Annotated in this window: 13 protein-coding genes, 2 tRNA genes and 1 pseudogene; 6 read left to right on the top strand and 10 right to left on the bottom strand. The window is 59.6% G+C overall.

Going from position 1 to position 16,737, the window contains the following annotated elements; translation table 11 throughout:
• Positions 1-174 precede the first annotated feature (174 nt).
• The 5 genes from AC0V6K_RS13120 to thyA form a co-directional block, all read right to left on the bottom strand.
• Positions 175-251: transfer RNA gene (locus AC0V6K_RS13120), tRNA-Asp, on the bottom strand.
• A gap of 86 nt (positions 252-337) precedes the next feature.
• On the bottom strand, positions 338-1,597 hold the full coding sequence (locus tag AC0V6K_RS13115; RefSeq protein ID WP_472622935.1) for a dihydrolipoamide acetyltransferase family protein: 1,260 nt from the start codon (positions 1,595-1,597) through the stop codon (positions 338-340).
• Between the two features lie 4 nt (positions 1,598-1,601).
• Positions 1,602-2,660 (bottom strand): alpha-ketoacid dehydrogenase subunit beta, encoded by a 1,059-nt coding sequence (locus AC0V6K_RS13110; RefSeq protein WP_472622933.1) that lies wholly within the window; start codon positions 2,658-2,660, stop codon positions 1,602-1,604.
• A complete protein-coding gene (locus tag AC0V6K_RS13105) occupies positions 2,657-3,973 on the bottom strand; it encodes a 3-methyl-2-oxobutanoate dehydrogenase (2-methylpropanoyl-transferring) subunit alpha (protein ID WP_472622931.1) in 1,317 nt (438 codons plus the stop codon). The genes AC0V6K_RS13110 and AC0V6K_RS13105 overlap by 4 nt, the downstream gene beginning before the upstream one ends.
• 72 nt (positions 3,974-4,045) lie before the next feature.
• A complete protein-coding gene (thyA, locus tag AC0V6K_RS13100; RefSeq protein WP_472622929.1) occupies positions 4,046-4,981 on the bottom strand; it encodes a thymidylate synthase in 936 nt (311 codons plus the stop codon).
• Between the two features lie 101 nt (positions 4,982-5,082).
• Here thyA and AC0V6K_RS13095 point away from each other — a divergent pair.
• Positions 5,083-5,159: transfer RNA gene (locus AC0V6K_RS13095), tRNA-Pro, on the top strand.
• A 165-nt stretch (positions 5,160-5,324) separates the two neighbouring features.
• Here the strand turns inward: AC0V6K_RS13095 and AC0V6K_RS13090 are convergent.
• A pseudogene (locus AC0V6K_RS13090) lies at positions 5,325-5,618 on the bottom strand (DUF3429 domain-containing protein); the annotation flags it as partial.
• 121 nt (positions 5,619-5,739) lie between these two features.
• Here AC0V6K_RS13090 and AC0V6K_RS13085 point away from each other — a divergent pair.
• Positions 5,740-7,122, top strand: coding sequence for an ABC1 kinase family protein (locus tag AC0V6K_RS13085; RefSeq protein WP_472622927.1), 1,383 nt, complete (start codon positions 5,740-5,742; stop codon positions 7,120-7,122).
• Here the strand turns inward: AC0V6K_RS13085 and AC0V6K_RS13080 are convergent.
• Together AC0V6K_RS13080 and AC0V6K_RS13075 are read right to left on the bottom strand one after the other, a co-directional pair.
• Positions 7,119-8,471, bottom strand: a complete 1,353-nt coding sequence (locus AC0V6K_RS13080) for a DUF885 domain-containing protein (RefSeq protein WP_472622925.1) — start codon at positions 8,469-8,471, stop codon at positions 7,119-7,121. The two genes, AC0V6K_RS13085 and AC0V6K_RS13080, sit on opposite strands and share 4 nt — an antisense overlap.
• Before the next feature lie 5 nt (positions 8,472-8,476).
• Positions 8,477-8,920 carry a DUF885 family protein gene (locus AC0V6K_RS13075; RefSeq protein WP_472622923.1) on the bottom strand — a complete coding sequence of 148 codons (444 nt, stop codon included), beginning with the start codon at positions 8,918-8,920 and terminating at the stop codon, positions 8,477-8,479.
• Between the two features lie 65 nt (positions 8,921-8,985).
• On the opposite strand from AC0V6K_RS13075, the gene AC0V6K_RS13070 reads away from it, so the two are divergent.
• Positions 8,986-9,480 carry a low molecular weight protein-tyrosine-phosphatase gene (locus AC0V6K_RS13070; RefSeq protein WP_486172660.1) on the top strand — a complete coding sequence of 165 codons (495 nt, stop codon included), beginning with the start codon at positions 8,986-8,988 and terminating at the stop codon, positions 9,478-9,480.
• Here the strand turns inward: AC0V6K_RS13070 and recG are convergent.
• Positions 9,459-11,522 carry an ATP-dependent DNA helicase RecG gene (gene recG / locus AC0V6K_RS13065; RefSeq protein ID WP_472626153.1) on the bottom strand — a complete coding sequence of 688 codons (2,064 nt, stop codon included), beginning with the start codon at positions 11,520-11,522 and terminating at the stop codon, positions 9,459-9,461. The genes AC0V6K_RS13070 and recG overlap by 22 nt on opposite strands.
• 56 nt (positions 11,523-11,578) lie before the next feature.
• On the opposite strand from recG, the gene AC0V6K_RS13060 reads away from it, so the two are divergent.
• From AC0V6K_RS13060 to AC0V6K_RS13050, 3 genes are all read left to right on the top strand, one after another.
• A complete protein-coding gene (locus AC0V6K_RS13060; protein ID WP_472622919.1) occupies positions 11,579-11,857 on the top strand; it encodes an FAD assembly factor SdhE in 279 nt (92 codons plus the stop codon).
• A gap of 73 nt (positions 11,858-11,930) precedes the next feature.
• Positions 11,931-15,413, top strand: coding sequence for a transcription-repair coupling factor (gene mfd / locus AC0V6K_RS13055; RefSeq protein WP_472622917.1), 3,483 nt, complete (start codon positions 11,931-11,933; stop codon positions 15,411-15,413).
• Positions 15,410-15,868 (top strand): phosphatase domain-containing protein, encoded by a 459-nt coding sequence (locus tag AC0V6K_RS13050; protein ID WP_472622915.1) that lies wholly within the window; start codon positions 15,410-15,412, stop codon positions 15,866-15,868. Before mfd ends, AC0V6K_RS13050 begins: the two co-directional genes overlap by 4 nt.
• A gap of 3 nt (positions 15,869-15,871) precedes the next feature.
• Here the strand turns inward: AC0V6K_RS13050 and AC0V6K_RS13045 are convergent, their stop codons facing one another.
• A complete protein-coding gene (locus AC0V6K_RS13045) occupies positions 15,872-16,648 on the bottom strand; it encodes an EAL domain-containing protein (RefSeq protein WP_486172659.1) in 777 nt (258 codons plus the stop codon).
• Between the last annotated feature and the right edge of the window lie 89 nt (positions 16,649-16,737).

Here is a 16,737-nt window from a genome sequence, read left to right as displayed (position 1 = left end):
CGAGAGTCGCGGACTTCTACAAATACGGTTCTTCTGATTGCTTTGGAGGGAAGAGCTTTTTCACAATGGGCTTATGTATCTGCCACTTAAGACGCGAGACGGTTACCTCGCCATAGCGTAGCACCCCGCTCTTTACGGGCGAACATGCAAACAAAACAATATGAAATCCCCAAGTGGCGCGAGTGACGGGACTCGAACCCGCGACCTTCGGCGTGACAGGCCGACACTCTAACCAACTGAGCTACACCCGCGCAGCCACTTGGGAGACGCGCAGATAGGGCCGTGCGTATATGCTGTCAACGGCCCTATTTGCGAAAATCAAACTTTATTCGCGCGCTTAATCCGCCATCAGCAAAACAGGCGTTTCGATCAGCTTCTTCATCTCCTGAATGAAGCTCGCCGCGTCATAGCCGTCCACAACACGGTGATCGCAACTGATCGAGATATTCATCAGCTTCCGTTTCTCGATTCGCTCACTGCCATCGGATCCGGTCACAAACATCGGACGCTCGATGATGCGGTTCGGGCCGATGATCGCGACCTCAGGTCGATTGATGACCGGCGTCGTTGCAACACCGCCCAGAGGGCCGAGAGACGTCACTGTCAGCGTAGAGCCGGAAAGCTCGTCCGACTTGGCCGAGCCATCGCGTGCCGCACTCGCCAGACGACCGATCTCCGTCGCCAGCTGCCACAGATTGCACGCCTGCGCGTCTTTGATCACCGGCACAATCAGGCCAGTATCGGTCTGCGTCGCCATACCCAGATGCACCGCGCCGTGGCGTGTCACCACACCCGCTTCATCGTCGTAGCGAGCATTGATCATCGGGAAATCAGGGATCAGCTTGCAAACAGCGGTGATCAGCAGCGGAAGCATGGTCAGCTTGGGCTTGCTGCCCCGCGCCGTGTTCAGATCTGCGCGCATCGCTTCGAGAGCGGTTACGTCGCATTCCTCGACATAGGTAAAGTGAGGGATGTGACGCTTCGATGCGGCCATATTCTGCGCGATGCGTTTGCGCAGACCAATCACCTTGATCGCTTCGTCTGCGCGCGTGCCGCCAGCGGGCTTGAAACCGCCGCCTGCATTGTAGGCGAGGAACTGGTCAAGATCAGCGTGACGCACACGGCCATCGGCGGCAGGCTTCACTTCGGCAAGGTCAATGCCGAGGTCTTTGGCCCGCTGGCGCACAGCGGGGCTAGCTAGCACCTTTGCCGTCGGAGCGCTTGCTTCAGGAGCCGGTGCAGGCGTCGGCGCCGGTGCGGGCTCAGATTCAGGAGCAGGTTCCGGTGACGGCTCGGGAGCGGGTGCGGGAGTTGGAGCATACGCCGCCGCCTCCTCGGCCTCTTCCGAGACCTCGCCTTCAACTTCGATCACCAACAGCATCGCGCCGACCGAGATCACGTCACCCAGATCGCCTGCTACTTCGAGCACCTTACCCTCAACCGGGCTTTCAATGTCGATGGTCGCCTTGTCGGTCATCACGTCGACGAGGTGCTGGTCTTCCTCGACCGTGTCACCAACCTTCACGTGCCATTCGACGATCTCCGCCTCGGCCACGCCTTCGCCCACATCGGGCATATTGAAAGTGAACTTCGCCATTGCGTCAGTCCTTCAAAATTTTGTCGATGGCCTCGCCAATGCGGACGGGGCCGGGGAAATATGCCCATTCGAGGCTGTGCGGATAGGGCGTGTCGAAGCCAGTCACACGCTCGACTGGCGCTTCAAGGTGGTAGAAACAGCGCTCAGTGACCAAAGCCGACAGCTCTGAGCCAAAACCGCTTGTTCGGGTAGCCTCGTGAACGATCAGGCATTTGCCTGTCTTCTTGACCGACTCTTCGATCGCTTCGATGTCGAGCGGGACAAGCGTGCGCAAATCGAGAATGTCGGCTTCGACGCCTTTCGCCTCACACACCGCCTCAGCCACGTGCACCATCGTGCCATAAGCCAGCACAGTCAGTTGCTCGCCTTCGGTCACATGCCGCGCCTTGCCCAGCGGGATTTTGTAGTATCCCTCGGGCACCACGCTGTCCTTGTGCTTTTTCCACGGCTCGACCGGCTTGTCGTAATAGCCGGAGAACGGGCCGTTATAGATGCGCTTCGGCTCGAAGAAGATCACCGGATCGTTGTCTTCGATGCAGCTGATGAGCAGGCCTTTGGCGTCGTAAGGCGTCGAAGGGATTACCGTCTTGAGGCCCGCGACGTGGGTGAAGATGCTCTCAGGCGACTGCGAGTGCGTCTGCCCGCCGAAAATACCGCCACCGAAGGGAGAGCGCACCGTCATCGGCGCAATGTATTCGGTCGCCGAGCGGTAACGCAGGCGTGCCGCTTCGGAGATCAGCTGGTCGAGCCCCGGATAAATGTAATCGGCAAACTGGATCTCCGGCACCGGGCGCAGGCCATATGCGCCCATGCCCACTGCGACACCGATAATGCCGCACTCGGAGATCGGCGTGTCGAACACACGAGTTTTGCCGTGCTTTTCCTGAAGGCCGGCGGTGCAGCGGAAAACGCCGCCGAAATAGCCAACGTCTTCGCCCATCACGATCACATCGTCATCACGCTCAAGCATGACATCGAGCGCTTCGTTGATCGCCTCGATCATGTTGATCCGGCGTTCTGCCTCCGCTTCGGCGGTGGTTACGGTTTGGGTATCCACACTCATTTTCCTGCGAAGTCCTTGGGGTGTTGGTCAGGCCACTTTACCTTGCGCTCACGCGTCGCCTGCTCGGCCTGTTCTTCCAGGTGCCAAGGCAGTTCCTCGAACACGTCTTCGAACATAGTGTGGAACGGGTGGTGCAGGCCATGGCCAAGGATACCGTTCTTTTCGGCTTCCTTGGTGGTCGCTTTGACCAGCTCGGCGCATTCCTTGTCCATCTCTGCCTGACGATCTTCGTCCCACTCACCCAGCGCGATGAGGTGATCTTTCAGGCGCATAACCGGATCACCCAGAGGCCATTCCTCGCGTTCCTGCGCAGAACGGTAGCCTGACGGATCGTCCGAGGTGGAGTGTCCCTCGGCGCGGTAGGTGAAGTACTCGATCAGAGTCGGACCCTGATTGGCTCGGGCGCGGTTGGCGGCCCATTGCTGCGCGGCGTAGCAGGCCAGCGCATCATTACCGTCAACGCGAAGCCCAGCAAGGCCATAACCCAGTGCGCGGGCGGCGAAGGTGGTTCGCTCTGCTCCTGCGAAACCGGAGAAGCTAGAAATCGCCCACTGGTTGTTGATCACGTTGAGGATCACCGGCGCGTTATAGACGGTCGCGAAAGTACAGGCGCTGTGGAAGTCACCCTCGGCCGTTGAGCCCTCGCCTACCCAAGTCGCGGCGATGCGGCTGTCGCCCTTGATCGCACTTGCCATCGCCCAGCCCACCGCTTGCGGAGTCTGTGTGGCAAGGTTGCCGGAGATGCTGAAGAAGCTGTGCTCGCGGCTCGAATACATGATCGGCAGCTGACGACCTTTCAGCTTGTCGCCCTTGTTCGAGTAGATCTGATTGATCATCTCGATCAGAGGATAGCCGCGCGCGATCAGGATGCCTTGCTGGCGATAGCTGGGGAAGATCATGTCGTCGCTGGCAAGCGCCATCGATGATGCGATGCTCGTCGCTTCTTCACCAGTGCACTTCATGTAGAAGCTGGTTTTGCCCTGACGCTGCCCACGGAACATGCGTTCATCAAACGCGCGGGTCAGCGCCATGTTGCGCAGCATCATGCGCAGGGTCTCTGCGTCGAGCTTCGGATCCCAAGGGCCATGTGCCTTGTTGTCATCGCCCAGAACGCGGACGAGGCCATAGGCGAAGTCCTTCATGTCCTCGGGCTTTGTGCCCTCATCAGGGCGCGGCTGCGCGCCGGCTTCACCAATGTCGATATGCGAGAAATCGGCCTCGTCACCCGGGCGATATTTCGGCTCGGGCACGTGCAGTGCGAGCGCGGGACGATTGTCCCCAGAAGCCGGATCTTTGTCGGCCGGATCGGCCATAGCTTTGCTCTCCCAGCATCAAAGTCTGGAAGCCGCGTATGTCAGCGAAATGTGGCGGTCAAGCGGCGCAGATCACACCGCAACAGGAGCCTTGATCGGGGGCATTGGCGCGTAATCATGCACCACAAAATCCTCAATTTGGTAATCGAAAATTGTTTCGGGCTTTCGGGTGATTTCCAAGGTCGGATGGCCTTGCGGTGCGCGAGTCAGTTGTTCTTCGATCAAATGGGCGTGGTTGAGATAAAGGTGAACGTCCCCGCCCATCCAGACCAGCTCGCCCGGCTCCAAGCCCACTTGCTGCGCGATCATCCGATTGAGCAGCGCCGCCGACCAAAGGTTGAACGGAAGGCCCAATGCGACATCACAGCTGCGTTGATAGAGCATGCAGTTGAGGCGAGCGCTCGCCCCCGAACCATCAACGTGGAACTGATAAGTCTTGTGGCACGGCGGAAGAGCCATGCGGTCCAGCTCCGCAACATTCCATCCCTCAATGATATGCCGACGGCTGCCAGGGCTGTTCTTCAGGCTTTCGATCACCTCAGCGACCTGATTGATTCCCTCACCCTTCTCGTAGAGGCCATCGGGACGATACCGGTAGGTCGGCCAATCGACCCATTGCTTGCCATAGACCGGGCCTAGGTCGCCCCACTTAGCCGCGAATGTTTCGTCATCGGCGATGCGCTGCACGAAATCTTCAAGCGCGATTTCGTCGCCCGTCTCTTTAACATAGCGCGCATGGGGCCATTCGTTCCAGATCTTCACCCCCTGCAGCACCAGCGGGCGAATATTGGTCTCACCAGTCAGGAACCACAGCATCTCGCGCGTCGCGGTCTTCCAATAGACGCGCTTCGTGGTTAGCAGCGGCATTGCGCCATCCGCCAGATCGAAGCGCAGCATAGCCCCGGCGATCGAGCGCGTGCCCACACCTGTGCGGTCCACCCGTTCGCTGCCGCCTTCCCAGATGCCGCGCATGAGATCGAGATATTGCTGTTCGGGATGCGTAGTCATGCAACTCGACTAGCGCGAAATTGCCCGCTTGCCACTATCGCTATCCACACCTATACGCGCCCGCCTACCGCACGGACCCAAGGGAACTGTGCTTGTTGAGTCGGGAAGTAGCTCAGCCTGGTAGAGCACCGTCTTCGGGAGGCGGGGGCCGGAGGTTCGAATCCTCTCTTCCCGACCATTTCACATCATCCGATACGCCGCGAAGCCAAGTGCGATCGTGAGCAGTCCCAGCCCTGCTGACAATTGAACCCGCAGGAGCAGGAAATCGCGTGATGCGAGATCCCAGTTTTCGGTCCACCATCGGTGACAGCATAATAAACCCGCCAAGGTAGATTAGCGCTGGCCCAGGCCATTCCAATCCAAACGTCCATGGCAGGAACAACGCAACCGCGATCAGGCTGGGCATCACTGCGATCAGATACGAGCCTGCCCCGCCCTTGCCGCTGGCAATAGCCTGCCCCCACCACACGCCGCCGAGGAAGCTGAATATCGCGGCGGCATAAGCGAACCCGCCCGCCAGCGCGCTATAGCCATATTCGTGACCGCTAAAGGCCAAAGCCACGCAGATGACCTGCGGCAACAGACCGGAATAGCCCAGCCAGCGCGATGCAGGTGTCAGGGAAGTTGTCTCGTCCATGTGGTTGCAAGCGTTTGACGCATTCGCCGGTTCCCGCACTCCTGCATTTGTCATCGGGCGCGGAACACCCCACATGCTTGCTCGTTCAAGAAGCAGAGTTTCAAAAGGGATCCCCACCCAAGTGGCCGACGACGACATTCCTGATTTCACGCCGAGCAAATCCGACCGTTCGCGCGAGCGGAAAGTGCCTTCTGGCCGCATTGCTCGTGTGGGCACATTTAGCCGGCTGGTGGGTGGCGTTGTCGGCGGTATGGCGGCCGAAGGAGCGCGGCGGCTGACGAGCGGAGAGAGTATCTCGACGCGCGATCTGATTCTGACGCCGGGCAATGTGAAGCGGCTCACCGATCGCCTTTCCCACCTTCGTGGCGCAGCGATGAAGATGGGGCAGATGATCAGCATGGATTCGGGTGATTTCCTGCCCAAGGAGCTCGCCGACATCCTCGCCACCCTGCGCGATCAGGCGAATTTCATGCCCGCCAAGCAGTTGGACGGCGTACTGAAAGAGCAATGGGGCAATGACTGGCGCAAGAATTTCCGCTGGTTCAACCCGCGCCCGATTGCCGCGGCCTCTATCGGTCAGGTGCACAAGGCGCTGACCCGCGATGGGCAGATGCTGGCGATCAAGGTGCAATATCCCGGCGTCGCCAAAAGCATCGACAGCGATGTCGACAATATGGTCACGCTGCTGAAAGTCGCAGGTTTCGCCCCGCCCGAGCTTGAGATCGAAAAGCTGATGGCGGCGGCTAAGGAACAGCTCCACGAGGAAGCCGATTATCAACGCGAAGGCGCGCAGATGCAGGTTTATCGCGAGCAATTGGCGGGTGAGCCGGGTTTTGTGGTGCCCGAACTGCACGAAGGCCTAACCCGCGATCACATTCTCGCGATGAGCTTTGAAGAAGGCGGCAGCATCGAGGAACTCGCCAACGAGCCGGACGAGAAACGCGATGCGGTGATGACGCGGCTGATGGCTTTGGTCGCACGCGAGCTGTTCGATTTCGGCGTAATGCAGACCGACCCGAACTTTGCCAATTTCCTTTATCGAAAGGAGACGGGCGAGATCGTGCTGCTTGATTTCGGTGCGTGTCGTCCGGTCGATCCCGATGTGTCGAACGGCTATCGCAAAATGCTCCATGCCGGTTTGAACGGCAATCGTGAGCAGGTGGTCGAGGCGACCATCGAAGCCGGATTTATGATGCCAGTCGTCTACGAAAGGCACCCTGAGCGGGTGGACCGCATGGTCGATATCGTCATCAACGAAATGCGCGAGGACAAGCCCTTCGACTTCGGCGACCGCGCCTTTGTCCCGCTCCTGCGCGATGAAGGATGGGAGATCGCGCAGGACAAGGAAACCTGGGCCTTCCCGCCGATCGAGACGCTGTTCGTGCAACGCAAGGTCAGCGGGACGGCGCTGCTCGGAGCGCGATTGCAGGCGCAGGTCAATGTGCGGCGGATCACCGAAGATGTGCTTGCGAACACATCCCCGATGGAGAGCAAGGCGGCTTAGTCGCTGGCCGCAACAGCACCTCTCTCTGCAGCATCGGCAATTGACTCAGCCTTTCTGCCCACAATCCAGCGGTCCACATGCTCCTCTAGCACTGACAGCGGGATCGACCCGTTCTCCAGTACCGTGTCGTGGAATGCGCGCAGGTCGAAGTCCGCGCCAAGCGCTTCTTCCGCGCGTGTCCGTAACTCACGGATTTTCAGTTCACCGATCTTATAAGCCAGCGCCTGACCGGGCCATGTCATGTAGCGGTTGACCTCGGCATCAACATTGGCCGCGGTCAACGCGGTGTTGTCGAGCATATAGTCGACCGCCTGCTTCTTGCTCCACCCCTTCGAGTGCAAGCCCGTGTCGACCACCAAGCGCGTCGCGCGCCACATCTCGTATGACAGGCGACCCATCTGCTTGGCAGGCGTATCATACAGCCCCATCTCGATACCAAGACGCTCGGAATACAGCCCCCAACCTTCGACAAACGCCGTGAAGAAGGTGCCGTTTGCACGCAGCGGGTGGATGTCTAGTTCCTGTTGCAGCGAAATTTGCAGGTGGTGGCCAGGCACCGCCTCATGCACGCCCAGCGCGGGCAGCTCCCACAGCGGGCGCTGGTCAAGCTCGGTGGTGTTCAGGCGATATACGCCTGCCCTGCCCACTTCGAGCGAGCCCGGCTCATAATAGGCGGTGGTGTTGCCAATCGCATTGGCGAGCGGGATCGGCGAGACGGTGTAAGGGTTGCGCGGCAACGTGCCGAACAGCTTGGGCATGAAGCCATCAATGTGCTTGGCCAGCGCCTGCGTGTATTCGAGATACTCGTCCGCATCGGTCATGTAATATTTCGGATCGGTGCGCAGATGCTCGATGAATGCCTCGCGCGTGTCGAAGCCTGCTTGCTTCGCGACATCGACCATTTCCGCACGGATGCGCGCGACTTCGGACAGGCCAAGATTGTGCACTTCATCCGGCGTCATATCGGTCGTGGTGAAGCTCTTCACGCGGTAAGCATAATATTCCTGACCACCCGGCGTCGCCATCACGCCCGGCGTGCCCGTGCGGCATTTGGGTTCATATTCCTCTTTGTAGAAGGTCACGAAATCGGTGAGCGAGGGGAACACCGCCTCTTCAATGGCAACGCTCGCCTGATCTTTCAGGTTCTGCCAGTCCTCCTCGGTGATTGAGGCCGGACGCTCCCCGGAAAAGGGACGCCAGAACGGCGAATCTTTGTAATCCGCGGTGATCTGGCGCTCGGTGCGACGTTCGTAGCCCTTCATTGGCTCGCATGGCTGGGTCAGCCCGCGCTTCACCGCCTCGCGGCTGCGCTCAATCCCGTCGGCGGCGACCTGCGCAAAGGCACCCAAGCGGTCTACGTAGCTTTGGTAATCAGCCAGCGTGAAGAAGGGGAGCGGTTCGCCAACCCGCCAACCCCGTCTGCGAAACCGCCGCGATTGGTGAAGAGGATGTATTTGGTATGGTCATGCGCCGAAGCTTCAATCGCGTCTTCAAAGCTGCGCTTTAGAACCGCATGGTCGATTTGGAGATCGGTAGGCAGCGCCTCCGTATCGATAGCCTCAAGCCGCGCGAGATATTTGCGTGCTTCAGCAATCTGGTTCTCGTAAGCTTCGAGCGACAAGTCCCCCAGTTTTCCATCACCACGCCTGTCACCCACATTGGTCGCCAGTGTTGGCGCAGCGTCTAGCGTTGCCTCCCACACTTCCTCGCGCAGTTCCTTGTAGTCTTCCACCGGGCCGGCGTGAACGATCGAGAGCGGCGCGGCGGCGAGCAGAAGGCCGGAGATACAATGGCGCATGAATACAATCCTTGGCGTGCGGATAAGATTAGAACGAGGCAACAAAAGAGCATAAGCGGGAAGCAATGTCATCACATCATCCGACACCAGCGGTGCTGTTCGTCTGCCTCGGGAACATTTGTCGTTCACCCATGGCAGAAGGAGCAATGCGCGCAGCTTTGACAGAAGCCGGTCTCGACTGGGAAGTGGATTCGGCCGGTACATCCAACTACCACCCCGGTGAAGCACCCGATCGAAGAGCAATCGCCACCGCGCGCGCCAATGGCGTGGATATCGGTAGTCTGCGAGGACGGCAGATCACGCGGGACGACTTTCGCCGGTTCACACACATACTGGCCCTCGACACGGCAAACCTTGCCGGAATCGAAACAACGGCACCGCGTGAAGGGACAGCCCAGATTCAAATGCTGATGGATTTTGTGGAAGGCCGCGAAGGTCAGTCGGTAAAGGACCCTTATTACGGTGACCAAAGCGACTTCGAGGCCGTGTGGGAAGAAGTGAGCATCGCTGCGAGGGCCTTGGTCGTGAGGCTGAGCGGTCAGCCACCCCTTAGAAGTTGAACACCCCAGTCACGCTCAAACAAGTATAGCAAAATGCGCGCTGCTTCGCCGCGTTCACTTGTCAGGCCACCATCGCGATCAATCAGCAGCCGCGCATCGGCATGGGCGGCTGGAAGCAGTTTCTGCACTTGCTCAAGATTGGCAATACGGAACGCAGCCTCACCAGATTGACGCGTACCCAGCAATTCACCGCCGCCACGCAATTCCAGATCTTCCTCGGCAATGCGGAAGCCGTCCTGCGTCTCTCGCATCAGCGCCAACCGTTTCTTACCCGTCTCGGACAGCTCATTGCCGCGCAGCAGAAGGCAGCGACTCTTCTCACTCCCCCGCCCCACACGCCCGCGCAGCTGGTGAAGTTGAGCAAGGCCAAAGCGCTCGGCCTGTTCGATCACCATCAGCGTGGATGAAGGCACATCGACACCGACTTCAATCACAGTCGTCGCGATCAACAGCTTCGCCTCACCGCTAGCAAAGCGCTCCATATTGGCGTCCTTGATCTCGGGATGGAGCTGTCCGTGGACCATCACGACATCATCACCGAACCGCTCCTTCAGCGACGCATAACGTGCCTCGGCAGCGGCGATATCGGCGACTTCGTTTTCGCGGACCATGGGGCAAACCCAATAGGCCTGCTGACCAGTCGCAAGATGCCGCTCGACCCCTGCCGCCACGTCATCGAGGCGGTCCTGCGCGACCACCAGTGTTTCAATGGCCTGTCTACCGGGCGGAAGCTCATCGAGGCGGCTCACATCCATCTCGCCATATTGAGCGAGAGTCAGCGAACGCGGGATGGGAGTCGCGGTCATCGCCAGCGTATGCGGCGCACGTTTGCCTTTACCCGCCAAAGCGAGGCGTTGTTGGACACCGAAACGGTGCTGCTCGTCGATCACCACCAGGCCGAGATCCTTGTAGCTCACTGTGTCCTGAAAAATCGCGTGAGTGCCAACCAGAATGTCGATCGAGCCATCGAGCAGACCCATCAGCAGGCCTTCGCGTTCTTTGCCCTTCGCGCGGCCGGTCAGCAGCGCGACCTCGACACCGGTTGGCGCAGCCATCTTGCGCAGAGTCTCGTAATGCTGACGCGCCAAAATCTCGGTTGGGGCAAGCATTGCCGCCTGTTTGCCAGCCTCCACAGCGATCAGCATCGCAGCAAGAGCCACCACGGTTTTGCCCGCGCCGACATCGCCCTGAAGCAGCCGCAGCATCGGCGCTTCCTGTTGCAAGTCGCCTTCAATCTCGGAAATCGAGCGTTTCTGCGCGCCGGTCATCTCAAACGGCAATTCGAGCCGTTCGCGCAGCCGGCCATCGCCACTTAAAGGTTGCCCTTTGCGGCGTCGCCCATCGGCGCGCACCAGCAGCAACGCGAGGCTGTTCGCCAGCAATTCGTCGTAAGCCAGCCTATCGCGCGCGGTCTCGTGCGGCCCTTTATGGGCAAGGTGCAGAGAATCTCGCCAACTCAGCCAACCTGCTTGCTCGAACTGTCCCGGCTCGATCCATTCAGGCAGTTCAGGAAGCCGCTCCAAGGCTTGAGACACCAGCGACCCGACGCGCGGCTGGGTCAGCCCTTCGGACAGGGCAAACACCGGTTCCACCAGTCGCCCCATATGCGCCGAGCTTTCTTTCTCGACATGGTCAGGGTGGACGATCTGAAGCATATCGCCATAACGATCGAGCCGCCCCGCAACCCACCGTTTCTCTCCCACGGGCAATTGCTTCTTCGCGGTGTAACTGGCTCGCCCAAAATAGGTCAGCGCGCAGATATTGCCGATCTCGTCCTGAGCTAGAACGCGATACGGCCCACGCCCCGGATTGCGTGCGGCGCGATGCTCGGTTGGCGTAAGCGCCACAATCACCTGTTCGCCCTCGCCCGCTTCATCCAGATTTGCAATGGCACGCCGCGTCACAAACCGTTCGGGCAGGTGATAGGCCACATCCCGCACCCGCGTCAGCCCCAGCTTCTCCAGCGGCTTCATCAGCTTCGGCCCGACGCCGTCGAGCGCGTCGGTTTCGATGAAGAGAGGATTGAGGATCTCTGGGCGCATTCTGATGGCCACTATACCCGCTTGAACGCGAATGCCGAGTGCCCTAACCCGCGTGCATGTCCGATATGCCCACTTTCGATGAACGTCTCGCCCGCGCTAAGTTTCGCGCTTGGCATCGCGGCACACGCGAAGCCGATTATATGATTGGCGGTTTCTTTGATCGCTACCATGCTGACTGGGGCGAAGCCGAGATGAACTGGTTCGAGGACCTGCTTGCCGAAGACGACGTGGATGTGATGGCTTGGGCCCTGAAAACGGCACCAGTGCCGGAGCAGTTTCAGGGCGATCTCATCACTAAAATGCAAGCGCTCGACTACGTCGATATCCCGCGCTAGGGCACTCCAAAATCTGATCATTTGAAACCCCGTGCGGGAACGCGCGGGGCTTTCGCCGTTTGAGTAACCACCCATGCCCGATCTCTCCCGCATTCTTGGCGCAAGCCAGCCACTGACCCTCTCCTCGCTGCCACGCGGAGCGCAGCCATTGGTGCTTAGTGATCTGGCCCGTGCGGCAAAGAAACGCGCGGTCCTGGTCACGCCCGATGATGCTGGGATGCGCAGCGTTGCCGAGGCCGCGCGCTACTTTGCACCCGAGGTTGAAGTGCTGGAATTTCCGGCGTGGGACTGCCTACCTTACGACCGCGCTTCGCCAGCTTTGTCAGTCAGCGCGGCGCGCCTCTCCGCTCTGTTCAAACTGCAGCACCCGGGAAGCAGCTCGCAATTGCTGGTCACAACCGTCAACGCTGCCCTGCAACGCGTGCTCACGCCGTTTCGCATTCGCGAAAGCGTGCGCGAATTCAAGCCGGGCACTACGATCGGTCATAACAGCCTCGCCGCCCTGCTCACGCGCCAGGGCTATTCGCGCACCGACACCGTGGTGGATCATGGTGAGTTCGCGGTGCGCGGATCGATTGTCGACATCTTTCCCTCATCGCTCGATCAGGGTTTGCGGCTCGATTTCTTCGGCGACGAACTGGAGAGCCTGCGCCTGTTTGATCCCTCGACACAGCGCTCGACAGGTCGGCTGGATTCGCACCTGCTCCTGCCTGCATCCGAAGCGCTGCTGGACGAGGCCAGCATCAAACGCTTCCGCTCACGCTATCGCGAGCAATTCGGTGCAGCAGCAACGCAGGACCCGCTTTATGAAGCGGTGAGCGACGGACGACGATTGGCAGGCATGGAGCATTGGCTACCCTTGTTCGAGGAACGACTTTCCACCCTGTTCGATCACTTGGATGCCGATGATGTGATGGTCATCGACAGTGCTGCGATTGGAGCGGCGGAGGAACGCCTCAACGACATCGAAGACTACCACCGCCAGCGCGAAAAGATCGCGGGCGACAAGAGCGGTTCCTATCGCCCCCTAGCCAAAGACGCGCTCTATCTATCGCAGGACGAATTCAGCACTGGTCTGGCGGACGCCCCTGCCCACAAGGCCAGCGTTTTTGCCTCGCCTGCCAGCGACACCAATCTCGATTTCGGTTTCAAGGCCGCGCGCGACTTCTCACCGGAGCGCGCTCGTGGGGACAATGTCTACGAGGCCGCGGCCAAGCATGCCGTCGAGATCGAGAAGTCAGGCCGCAAGCCACTGCTCGCCGCCTACTCCAGCGGGAGCCGAGCGCGCATCGCCTCAATCCTTGAGGAAGCCGGTGTAAAGACAGCGCTTGCGGACAGTTGGCAGGAGGCGCTTGGCCTTTCCGCGAAGGGAACTCTGGCGGCAATGGTTCTCCCGCTTGAGGCGGGTTTTGCCAACGACGATATCGAGGTCCTTACCGAGCAGGATGTGCTTGGTGACAGGCTTGTGCGTCGCAAAAAGAAGCGCAAGGATTCCGACGCGTTCCTCGCAGAATTGCAAGCGCTTACGCGGGGCGATCTGGTGGTCCATGTCGAACACGGAATTGGCAAATATCTCGGCCTTGAACCTGTCCCCGTCGGCAAGAGCATGCATGACTGCGTGCAGCTTGAATACAAGGGCGGCGACAAGCTGTTTATTCCGGTCGAGAATATAGACGTGCTGTCACGCTACGGGAGCAGCGAAGACGCGGTCATGCTAGACCGGCTCGGCGGTGAGGCGTGGCAGAAACGCCGCGCCAAGCTGAAAGAGCGCATCACCGCCATCGCGGGTGAGTTGATGAAAGTGGCGGCCGAGCGTGCGCTTAAGAAAGCACCGGTCTTCGAGGCCGAGGAAGCCAGCTACAACCAGTTCGTCGACCGCTTCCCATGGGAAGAAACCGACGATCAGGACGCGGCCATCGCCGATGTGCTGCGCGACCTTGAGAGCGGCAAACCGATGGATCGGCTGGTCTGCGGCGATGTCGGCTTCGGCAAGACCGAGGTGGCTTTACGCGCGGCTTTCGTGGCGGCGATGAACGGACAACAGGTGGCAATTGTCGCCCCCACCACCTTGCTCGCGCGCCAGCATTATCAGAACTTCGCCGAACGCTTTGCCGGCTTTCCGCTCAAGGTCGGGCGCCTTTCTCGCCTCGTCTCGTCCAAAGAGATGACCGAAACGCGCGAGGGGCTGGCCAGCGGCGATATTGATCTTGTGGTCGGCACACACGCGATCCTCTCCAAATCGACCGAGTTCAAAAATCTAGGCCTTGTGATCGTCGACGAGGAACAGCGCTTTGGTGTGACGCATAAAGAGAAGCTCAAACAGCTGCGCTCCGATGTACATATGCTCACGCTCACAGCGACGCCGATCCCGCGGACATTGCAAATGGCAATGACCGGGCTGCGCGAGCTTTCAACCATCCAGACACCTCCGGTCGACCGCCTCGCGGTGCGGACCTATGTGATGGAATGGGACGACATGGTGATGCGCGAAGCTTTGCTGCGCGAACACCATCGCGGCGGGCAGAGCTTTATCGTTGTCCCGCGCATTTCGGACATGGCCGGAGTCGAGGAATGGCTGCGCGAGAATGTGCCAGAGGTGAAATCGATCAGCGCGCACGGCCAGTTGGGCGCGGGTGAAATCGAAGAGCGTATGAGCGCGTTCTATGAGGGCAAATACGAGGTGCTGCTTTCGACCACCATCGTCGAAAGCGGGCTCGACCTGCCATCCGCTAACACAATCATCATCCACCGCGCCGACCGTTTCGGCCTCGCACAACTCTATCAGTTGCGCGGGCGCGTGGGCCGTTCGAAGCTGCGCGCCTATGCCTATCTCAGTTACGAGAAAGACGTACAGCTTTCGGAGATCGCGGAGAAACGTTTGAAGGTTCTCGGCGATCTCGATTCGCTGGGTGCAGGCTTCCAGCTTGCGAGCCACGACCTCGACATTCGCGGCGCGGGCAACCTCTTGGGTGACGAGCAATCGGGCCACATCCGCGAGGTCGGGTTTGAGCTCTACCAGTCGATGCTCGAAGACGCGATTTTGGCAGCCAAAGCGGGCGAAATGGGACTCGAACCCGCTAAAGACAAAGTCTCGCCCCAGATCACCGTCGATGCCCCGATTATGATCCCCGAGGATTACGTTCCAGATCTCGCGGTACGCATGGCGCTCTATCGCCGTCTGAACCAAGCGCAGGACAAGGCCGAGATCGAAAGCCTTGCCGCCGAGATGATCGACCGTTTTGGCGATCTGCCCGATCCAACCAAAAACCTCGTCCGCCTGATCGAGATCAAGCATCAAGCGATCGAGGCGAACATCGCCAAGATTGACGTCGGCGCACGCGGGACGCTGGTGACATTCCACAATGACGACTTTCCTGACGGCCCGGGCCTGATCGCCTATGTCGACCGTCTGCAAGGCACCGCCAAACTGCGCCCTGACATGAAGCTGGTCATCAACCGCGCATGGGGCGACCCGCAGTCACGGCTCAATGGCCTCTTCCAGTTGACCAAAGGCCTGAGCGGGATTGTGCGCAAGGCGAGGAAGGCAACGAAATGAGTGGAGACGCCGCAACGAAGGCGGTCCTTTTCGACATCGACGGAACGCTGGCGAATATCGAACACCGGCGCAGCTTTCCGGAGCAAGATGAGCCGGACTGGAAAGCGTTCAACAACGCCATGGGCGATGACACGCCAAATGCGCCGGTCGTCTCACTCTACAAGACGCTGTGGGAAGCGGGTGCGTACACCTTGATACTGGTCACAGGCCGCAATGAATGGTCCCGAAAACTGACCGAGCAATGGCTGGCGTGGAACGAGATTCCATCCGACCGCATGTTGATGCGCGCGGACAAGGATTACCGGGCGGATCACATCATCAAGGAAGAGATTTTGGACCAGCTTCTGGCCGAGGGTCTCGAGATCGAGTTTACCGTCGATGATCGCCAGCAGGTTGTCGATATGTGGCGCCGCCGCGGAATAACTTGCCTGCAATGCGACGTCGGAAATTTCTAAGTCTTACCCGTGCCCGCGCCCGCGCGCTGTGCGGGACAAGGCCACCACCTTGTCACCCTTCATAGGTTGCGCGCGCAGGAAGCCTTGCCAATAATCACAGCCTTCGCTGATGATCGTCGCACGCTGGATCTCGCTTTCGATCCCTTCCGCGTAAATCTCCAGATCGAGCGCTTTGCTCAGCGCAATGATTGCACGGAAGACAGCAAGTGATTTGGCATCTTCCGGCACATCATCAACCATGAGCTTATCGAGCTTGATTGCATCGAGAGGAAGTTCACGCAGGTAACGGAAGTTGCAAAAGCCAGCGCCAAAATCATCAAGCGCGGTTCGGAAACCCAGCTTACGCAGCGCTGACAACGCAGAGGATGCTTGCTTCAGATTGCGCAGCAGCAGGTCCTCGGTGATCTCAAGCATCAGCCGTTCGGGCGCTATTTCGCTTTTTCCGATCAACTCGGCAAAATCAGATGCGAAGCGCGGATCGCCCAGTTCTTCGGGCGTGATATTCAAGGAAAGCGACAATTCCTCGGGCCAACTCGCCGCCTCTTGCAGGGCGCGGGCAACGACGTGGCGCGAGAGCGGCGCAACCAGAGCCGCGCGTTCGGCAATCGCAAACAAATCGCGCGCACCGATTTCACCCAGTGTCGGATGCTGCCAGCGCGCCAAAGCCTCGGCGCCAACCACCGAACCGGTCTTGCAGTCAAACTGCGGTTGAAACAGGACCTCGATCTCCGACCGATCAAGCGCGCGCAGCAAATCCGCGTCGAGCGCAGTCGGCTTCACGCCGGGAAACATTCCCCGGTCTGTCTCTCTCAAAGATGACTGCCCCGATTCCATAACTCTCCTCTAGTTACATAATGAAGGAAATGTGA

It is taken from the genome of Erythrobacter sp. S43, from assembly GCF_057364955.1.
The sequence above is the reverse complement of the archived record's forward strand: the minus strand, read 5'-3'. Positions and strand labels throughout refer to the sequence as shown.

Bases quoted from the DNA above. Each gene is read 5' to 3' on its own strand.
- AC0V6K_RS13115 (WP_472622935.1), bottom strand. From the start codon at position 1,597: ATGGCGAAGTTCACTTTCAATATGCCCGATGTGGGCGAAGGCGTGGCC.
- AC0V6K_RS13110 (WP_472622933.1), bottom strand. From the start codon at position 2,660: ATGAGTGTGGATACCCAAACCGTAACCACCGCCGAAGCGGAGGCAGAA.
- AC0V6K_RS13105 (WP_472622931.1), bottom strand. From the start codon at position 3,973: ATGGCCGATCCGGCCGACAAAGATCCGGCTTCTGGGGACAATCGTCCC.
- thyA (WP_472622929.1), bottom strand. From the start codon at position 4,981: ATGACTACGCATCCCGAACAGCAATATCTCGATCTCATGCGCGGCATC.
- AC0V6K_RS13075 (WP_472622923.1), bottom strand. From the start codon at position 8,920: ATGCGCCATTGTATCTCCGGCCTTCTGCTCGCCGCCGCGCCGCTCTCG.
- AC0V6K_RS13070 (WP_486172660.1), top strand. From the start codon at position 8,986: ATGTCATCACATCATCCGACACCAGCGGTGCTGTTCGTCTGCCTCGGG.
- recG (WP_472626153.1), bottom strand. From the start codon at position 11,522: ATGCGCCCAGAGATCCTCAATCCTCTCTTCATCGAAACCGACGCGCTC.
- AC0V6K_RS13060 (WP_472622919.1), top strand. From the start codon at position 11,579: ATGTCCGATATGCCCACTTTCGATGAACGTCTCGCCCGCGCTAAGTTT.
- mfd (WP_472622917.1), top strand. From the start codon at position 11,931: ATGCCCGATCTCTCCCGCATTCTTGGCGCAAGCCAGCCACTGACCCTC.
- AC0V6K_RS13050 (WP_472622915.1), top strand. From the start codon at position 15,410: ATGAGTGGAGACGCCGCAACGAAGGCGGTCCTTTTCGACATCGACGGA.